The sequence below is a fragment of the Dialister sp. UBA1703 genome (genome assembly GCA_002320515.1).
Taxonomy (GTDB): Bacteria; Bacillota; Negativicutes; order Veillonellales; family Dialisteraceae; genus Dialister.
Genome location: DCJJ01000169.1, coordinates 1 through 7176, shown reverse-complemented (window position 1 = coordinate 7176; position 7176 = coordinate 1). Strand labels below are relative to the sequence as shown.

At 54.0% G+C, this 7176-nt stretch carries 6 protein-coding genes; 1 reads left to right on the top strand and 5 read right to left on the bottom strand.

Annotation, left to right across the window (positions count from 1 at the left end; genetic code table 11):
* Positions 1-217 precede the first annotated feature (217 nt).
* The 5 genes from eno to B2Y11_RS08285 are packed head-to-tail and all read right to left on the bottom strand — an operon-like array spanning position 218 to position 5564.
* Positions 218-1513, bottom strand: coding sequence for a phosphopyruvate hydratase (eno, locus tag B2Y11_RS08305; RefSeq protein WP_291057991.1), 1296 nt, complete (start codon positions 1511-1513; stop codon positions 218-220).
* Positions 1514-1532: 19 nt separating this feature from the next.
* A complete protein-coding gene (tpiA, locus tag B2Y11_RS08300; protein ID WP_291057990.1) occupies positions 1533-2279 on the bottom strand; it encodes a triose-phosphate isomerase in 747 nt (248 codons plus the stop codon).
* 6 nt (positions 2280-2285) lie between these two features.
* On the bottom strand, positions 2286-3473 hold the full coding sequence (locus B2Y11_RS08295) for a phosphoglycerate kinase (protein WP_291057989.1): 1188 nt from the start codon (positions 3471-3473) through the stop codon (positions 2286-2288).
* 2 nt (positions 3474-3475) lie between these two features.
* Positions 3476-4486, bottom strand: coding sequence for a type I glyceraldehyde-3-phosphate dehydrogenase (gap, locus tag B2Y11_RS08290; protein WP_414630740.1), 1011 nt, complete (start codon positions 4484-4486; stop codon positions 3476-3478).
* A gap of 49 nt (positions 4487-4535) precedes the next feature.
* The gene (locus tag B2Y11_RS08285) at positions 4536-5564 is read right to left on the bottom strand and encodes a sugar-binding transcriptional regulator (RefSeq protein WP_291057987.1); all 1029 of its coding nucleotides are present in this window, start codon (positions 5562-5564) and stop codon (positions 4536-4538) included.
* Positions 5565-5959: 395 nt separating this feature from the next.
* Here B2Y11_RS08285 and B2Y11_RS08280 point away from each other — a divergent pair, with 395 nt between their 5' ends.
* Positions 5960-6910 carry a nitronate monooxygenase gene (locus B2Y11_RS08280; RefSeq protein ID WP_291057986.1) on the top strand — a complete coding sequence of 317 codons (951 nt, stop codon included), beginning with the start codon at positions 5960-5962 and terminating at the stop codon, positions 6908-6910.
* Positions 6911-7176: the final 266 nt, after the last annotated feature.

Here is a 7176-nt window from a genome sequence, read left to right as displayed (position 1 = left end):
AAGTTGGCGCCTAGCCTGCCCATTAAGGCGCCTTCCTTTCGATATCCGGCCCGATGTCTGAGAATCGTGTGAGACGCTTTCCCTTGGAGAGACGCCGCCACAGGCGGCAGAAGGGGGTGCATTTTCTCGTGCCGCAGGCGCGGTGGTAAAGGTTTTTGCTGCCACAGAAAACCCCCGGCAGGCCGCCGGGGGTTTCTCTATATTTCTATTTTTTCTATTATTCAAACCGTTTCATTCTATGGTTCAGGGCGCTGCTGCCGTAGTAGGAGTCTGCGTCCAGGTCTTCTTCGATGCGGAGGAGCTGGTTGTACTTGGCCACTCTTTCCGTACGTCCGGGGGCGCCGGTCTTGATCTGGCCTGCGTTCAGGGCTACTGCCACGTCGGCAATGGTGGTGTCGGCGGTTTCACCGCTGCGGTGGGAAATGACAGCGGTGTAGCCGCATCTCTGGGCCATCTGCACGGCTTCGAAGGTTTCGGTGAGTGTACCGATCTGGTTCAGTTTGATGAGGATGGAGTTGGCCACGCCCATGTGGATGCCTTTGGAGAGGCGTTTGGTGTTGGTTACGAAGAGGTCATCCCCTACGAGCTGCACTTTTTTGCCCAGGGCGTCGGTGAGTTTCTTCCAGCCGTCCCAGTCTTCTTCACCCAGTCCGTCTTCGATGGAGATAATGGGGTAGTCGTCGATGAGTTTTTCGTAGAAGGCAATCATTTCATCGGCGGTTTTAGCGGCATGGTCTCCTGCCAGGTGATAGAGGCCGTCGTCGCCCAGGAGTTCGGAGGCTGCCACGTCGGTGGCAAGGACTACGTCTTTGCCTGCGGTGTAGCCTGCTTTTTCGATGGCTTCGCAGATGACTTCCATGGCTGCTTCGTTGGAAGGAAGGTCCGGTGCATAGCCTCCTTCGTCACCGATAGCGGTGGAGAGGCCTTTTTTCTTCAATACGTCCTTCAGGGCATGGTAGATTTCAGCGCACATGCGGAGGCCTTCGCGGAAGCTGGGAGCGCCTACGGGCATGATCATGCTTTCCTGGATATCCACGTTGTTGTCTGCGTGGGCGCCGCCATTCATGATGTTCATCATAGGTACCGGCAGGTTATGGGCATTGACGCCGCCCAGGTACTGGTAGAGGGGAAGGCCGGCGGAAGCGGCTGCTGCATGGGCAGCTGCCAGGGATACGCCCAGAATGGCGTTGGCCCCAAGGCGGATCTTGTTTTCGGTGCCGTCCAGGTTGATGAGGATATGGTCAAGGCCTCTCTGGTCGCTGGCATCCCAGCCAAGCACGGCATCGGCGATGTCGCTGTTCACATTGTTCACAGCTTTCAGGACTCCCTTGCCGTTGTAGCGGCTCTTGTCGCCGTCCCGGAGTTCGGTGGCTTCAAACATGCCGGTGGAGGCACCGGAGGGAACGGCGGCTCTGGCAAAGGTGCCGTCTTCCAGTGTCATTTCTACTTCAACTGTAGGGTTTCCCCGGGAATCCAGAATTTCTCTTGCATGTAAATCGGTAATTGCTGCCATGCTTTATTCCTCCTATATGTCAGGCTTTGCTGTAAATATCAATCATGGTTTCAGGCTTCAGGCTGGCGCCTCCGATGAGGGCGCCGTCGATGTCTTTTTGTTTCAGGAAATGGGACATATTGTCTCCGTTCACGGAGCCGCCGTAAAGGATGCGGACTTCTTCGGACGCTTTTTTACCTGCCGTTTCTTTCACGGTCTTACGGATGAAGGATGCAATTTCCTCAGCGTCTTCCGGCGTAGCTGCCTTTCCGGATCCGATGGCCCAGATCGGTTCATAGGCAATGACCACTTTGGCTGCCTCTTCTTTGGAAAGTTCGAAGAGGGCGGTTCGGATTTCACTTCCGATTCTTTCTTCCGTCTGGCCTTCCTTTCTTTCCTCCCCCGTTTCCCCTACGCAGAGAATGGGGATCATGTCATGGGAAAGTACGGCTTTTACTTTGCGGGCCACCAGTTCATCACTTTCGCCCAGGATCTGCCGTCTTTCGGAATGGCCGCAGATGACATAGCTGCAGCCCAGGTCCTTCAGCATGGGAGCGGAAATTTCGCCGGTAAAGGCGCCCTTGTCCTCGGGATACACGTTCTGGGCGCCCCAGAGAATGGATGACCGTTCCAGAAAGAAACGGGTTATGGGAATGTCGGTGAAGGGCGGGCAGAATAGCAGTTCCACCCCTTCCTTTTTCTGTATCTTGAAGGATTTGAAGAATGATTCCGCCTCGGTGACGGTAAGGTTCATTTTCCAGTTTCCTGCAATCAGGGTTTTCCTCAAACAGAATCACTCCTTATCCGCCAGAACTGCCACGCCGGGAAGAACCATGCCTTCCAGCATTTCCAGGGAGGCGCCGCCGCCGGTGGATACGTGGGAGAATTTGTCCTCAATGCCCAGCTGGTCCACCACGGAAGCCGATTCGCCGCCGCCGATGACGGTGGTGGCATCAAGGTTTGCCATGGCTTCAGCAATGGCAAAGGTGCCTTTGGCGAAGGGTTTCATTTCAAATACACCCATAGGCCCGTTCCAGACTACGGTTTTCATTTTTTTCAGTGTTTCCACATAGAGCTCAATGGTCCTGGGGCCGATATCCAGCGCCATCCAGGGGCTCTTAAATTCGGAAGCAGAGAGCACTTTCGTCTTTGCATTTTCAGAGAAGGAGTCGCCGGCCATGAAATCCACGGGAAGCATGATTTCCGAACCCATTTCATGGGCCTTCTTCATCAGGTTTCTTGCCAGGTCGAAGCGGTCTCTGTCCTGCAGGGACTGGCCCATGTCATAGCCCTGGGCCGCTACGAAGGTGTTGGCCATGCCGCCGCCGATGAGGATGACATCCGCCTTTTCCATAAGGTTGGCAATGACCTGGATTTTGTCGCTGATTTTTGCGCCGCCGATGATGGCTGCAAAGGGTCTTTCCGGATGCTCAATGACTCCGTCCAGGAAATCGATTTCCTTCTTCAGAAGAAGGCCGGAAACCATGGGCATGAGCCGGCCCACGCCTACTACGGAAGCATGGGTGCGGTGGGATACGCCGAAGGCATCGTTCACTGCCAGATCGCATCCGTCTGCCAGAGCTTTGGCAAAGGCGGGATCATTCTTTTCTTCTTCCCTGTGGAAACGAAGGTTTTCCAGAAGGAGCACCTGTCCCGGCTTTAAGCTCTTCTTCATGGCAGAAGCCTTTTCTCCCACGCAGTCATCGGAGAAAAGCACTTCCTGGTTCAGGATTTCCGACAGCCTTTTAGCAGCCGGTGCGAGAGACAGATCCTTCACTACGGCTCCCTTGGGCCGTCCCATATGACTTGCCAGCACCACCGCTGCTCCATGGTCCAGGAGGTAGCGGATGGTGGGAATGGTGGCCCTGATGCGGCGGTCATCAAGGATGTGACCGTCCTTATCGTGGGGCACGTTATAGTCCACCCGGACATACACTGTTTTCCCTTCCGGTTTCAAATCATATACGGTCTGCTTATTCATAATCAAAGTCCTTTCGAAGCTACGTACTTAACAAGGTCGATAATTCTCATGGAATATCCCCATTCATTGTCGTACCAGGCAATGACTTTGACAAGGTTTCCTTCCATTACCATGGTAAGGAGGCTGTCCACCGTGGAGCTTACGTCGGTGGTGAGGAAATCGCTGGATACCAGCGGTTCGTCGGTGTAGGCCAGAATGCCCTTCAGTTCTCCTTCGGAAGCTTCCTTGAGGGCTGCATTCACTTCTTCCTTGGTGACGGTCTTGGAAAGTTCTACCACCAGGTCCACCAGGGAAACGTCGGGGGTTGGAACGCGGATAGCCAGGCCGTTCAGCTTGCCCTTCAGTTCCGGAATGACAATGCCGATGGCTTTGGCAGCGCCGGTGGAGGTGGGGATGATGTTTTCAGCAGCAGCCCTGCCTCTTCTGGGGTCCTTCTTGTGGGCTTTTTCCAGAATGGCCTGGTCATTGGTGTAGGAATGGACGGTGGTCATAAGGCCCCGCTTGATGTGGAATTTTTCATGGAGTACCTTCACCACCGGTGCCAGGCAGTTGGTGGTGCAGGAAGCATTGGAAATGATATTGTCCTTTTCCGGATCATAGGTGTTTTCATTAACCCCCATGACGATGGTGGCATCGTCATCCTTGCCGGGAGCAGTAATGATGACCTTCTTCACCGTGCCTCTGATATGTTTACCGGCGCTGACCTTATCCTTCAGTTTGCCTGTGGATTCGACCACGATTTCCACGCCATAGGCGCTCCAGTCCAGATGTTCCGGATCACGGTCGTGGAAAACATGCACCCTTTTTCCTTCGATAATGAGGTCGTCTCCGTCGATTTCCACCTTCTTGCCCAGACGGCCGTGTACGGAATCATACTTCAGGAGATAAGCAGCTGTCTCCACGCCGCTGGGGTTATTGATGGCCACTACGTCCAGGTCATCCCTGTCCAGCATGCCGCGGAATACCAGTCTGCCGATTCTGCCAAATCCGTTAATACCTACTTTTGTCATAATGTGAGTACCCTCCTGTGTTTGACTATGTACCTGCGAAAGCATTCTTTCCTTACCTGCCTTCACCTATAACCTTTATGATTTCCTTTCCTGCCCCTTCATCGGTAATCAATGTGCCCCGGACTCCGGCCCTGGCCATGGCCAGAATGGCCTCGCCCTTATGCCTGCCTCCGGCTGCAATCAATACATGGGGAATGGAGGAAATATCCTCCCGGGAAATACCGGCGTTGTAGAGTCGGTAGAGGACTTTTCCCTGCCTGTCGGCATAAAAGCCCAGGGCCTCGCCAGCCGCCTTTTCCCTTACCAGCCTTTCCCTCACATCCTTCGGGATTTCCGTCCACTTGGACCGGTCCTGCGGCACATCTACCCCGGTGACCAGGACATCCGTCCGGCTCGCCAGCTTTTCCACTTCCCGAAGCTGGGGAAGCTCGTTTTTAACCTTCAGGAAAAGCTCCGGGCTCAGTCCGTCGGGAATATGAATGATGTGGTACTCGCCGCCCAGCTTTTCCGCCATGCGGGCTGCCACGAAATTGGGCAGATATTCCACCCTGTTTCCAAAGCCCCCGCGGGCGGGAATCACATCGCTCCTCATATGGAGCGGCGGCAGAGCTTCCGCCATACCCGCAATCACCGGACCTCCCCCTACGGCAATGACAAAGCCGTCCCGAATGATACGAAGAAGGACCAGCGCCGCTTCCTGGCTGATTTCATTTTTCACCTCGCCGGAATCATCAGAGTCCCCTCTCACCACGATAACCCTTTCCATGGAAAGAATTCTCTGCAGCTTTATTTCCATATCCGAAAGCACCGGACTTTTCTGGAAATAGGGAGCCAGCGGCTCAATCAGTGATTCTCCCTTGGTGGTGAGGCTCATGCCGGAAGGACGCGTAAAAAGAAGACCTGCCTCTTCCATTTTTTCAATGTGTCTGCGGACCACATTTTCAGAAAGCTTCGTCTGCATAGCCAGAAGATGCCTTCCCACCGGTCCCGTGTCATGAATCTGCCGAAGAATCTCATACCGCTCCTGGGCCTCCGTCATCATTTCAGGCAGAAGGAGCATCATTAAAGAATCTTCTTTCAACCATATCACTTCCATCCATTAAAAAGTGCGGAATCATGTCAAGTCTTACCTTTTACAGTATATCACGCCGGCATTAATACTACAACATCTATCCGAAATTCCTGTAATATGCATACTCTATATTCAAAAAGTATACCAATAAAATTTCTTATCCCCCATCCTTTGCAGAATAAAAATGTAAAAAAATCCATGAAATCGGGCTCAGAAAAGGATGCGCAGGGGGACCGTCAAAGGTCTGATATAGAATACTCATATTGCCGCCAGTTTCTATGATTTTCCCGTATGAATTTTTTCTGAGTCAAGGGAAAATATTTCCTCATGTAAACCTGCCATCTTCGCAAAAAACGGATATAATAAGGGCAGAAACATAGATTTCCAAAACAGGAGGAATCATTATGGCATGGAAAACAAAACTGACAGAACTATTATCCATTGATTACCCCATCATCCAGGGCGGCATGGCCTACATTTCCGACGGCGTCCTGGCCGCCGCCATGGCCCATGCAGGCTGCGCCGGCGTCATCGGCTCCGGCGGATTTACCACCGACGAAGTGAGGGACAATATCCGCCGGGCCAGGGACATCCTGGGCCCCAAAGGCATCTACGGCGTAAACCTTATGCTCCAGGCTCCCAACAAGGACGACGTGGCCCAGGTCATCTGCGATGAAAAAGTTCCCTTCGTCACCCTGGGGGCAGGAAACCCGGTGCCCTGGTTTGACGACCTTCACCATGCCGGCGTGAAATGCATTCCCGTGGTGCCTAATGTGAAACTGGCCAAACGGGTACAGGATGCCGGCGCCGACGCCCTGGTGGTAGAAGGCATGGAAGCCGGCGGCCACGACGGCAAACTCACCCTCATGGCCCTTCTGGAAAACGTGCTGCCGGACATTGAAATCCCCGTAGTCGCTGCCGGCGGCATTGTGGACGGAAGGGGCATTGCCGCCGCCCTCATCATGGGCGCCTCCGGCGTACAGATGGGCACCCGCTTCCTCCTTGCCGAAGAATGCCGCCTCCACCCCAAAGCCAAAGAAGCCATTATCAAGGCAAAGGACACAGACTCCACCGTCACCGGCTTCACCACAGGAGACAGTGTAAGAGGCATTAAGAATGCCTTCTCCGAAAAATACCTGAAAGCCGAATACAGCGGCGCCCCGCTGGAAGAGCTCATCGCCCTGGCCACCGGCACCACAAGGAAAGGGGCGGTGGAAGGAGACACGGAAAACGGCTTCGTCCTGGCCGGCATGTCCCTCACCCACCTCACAAAAATCCAGCCGGTGGAAGAAATCGTGGAAGAACTGGTTTCGGAAACAGAAAGAAGACTTGCGGGAGCCAAGGGGCTGATTTGAATTTTATGCTCTCTGAGGCAGAAGGGGCGCGGCTGCGCCGCAGGTTGTGTAGAAAGGTTGTGTCCCCAGAGGGGAAACGACTCACTACATTTTGCGTGTCGCTTTGCTCCTTCATCCTCTGCTGTCACTGACTCACTGGATTCTCAGGTCGCTTTGCTCCCCTACGAATCCAGTTCGCATAGTGCACCCACTGCTGTCACTGACTCACTGGATTTCCAGGTCGCTGATGCTCCCTTACAAATCCAGTTCGCATAGTGCAAATCATG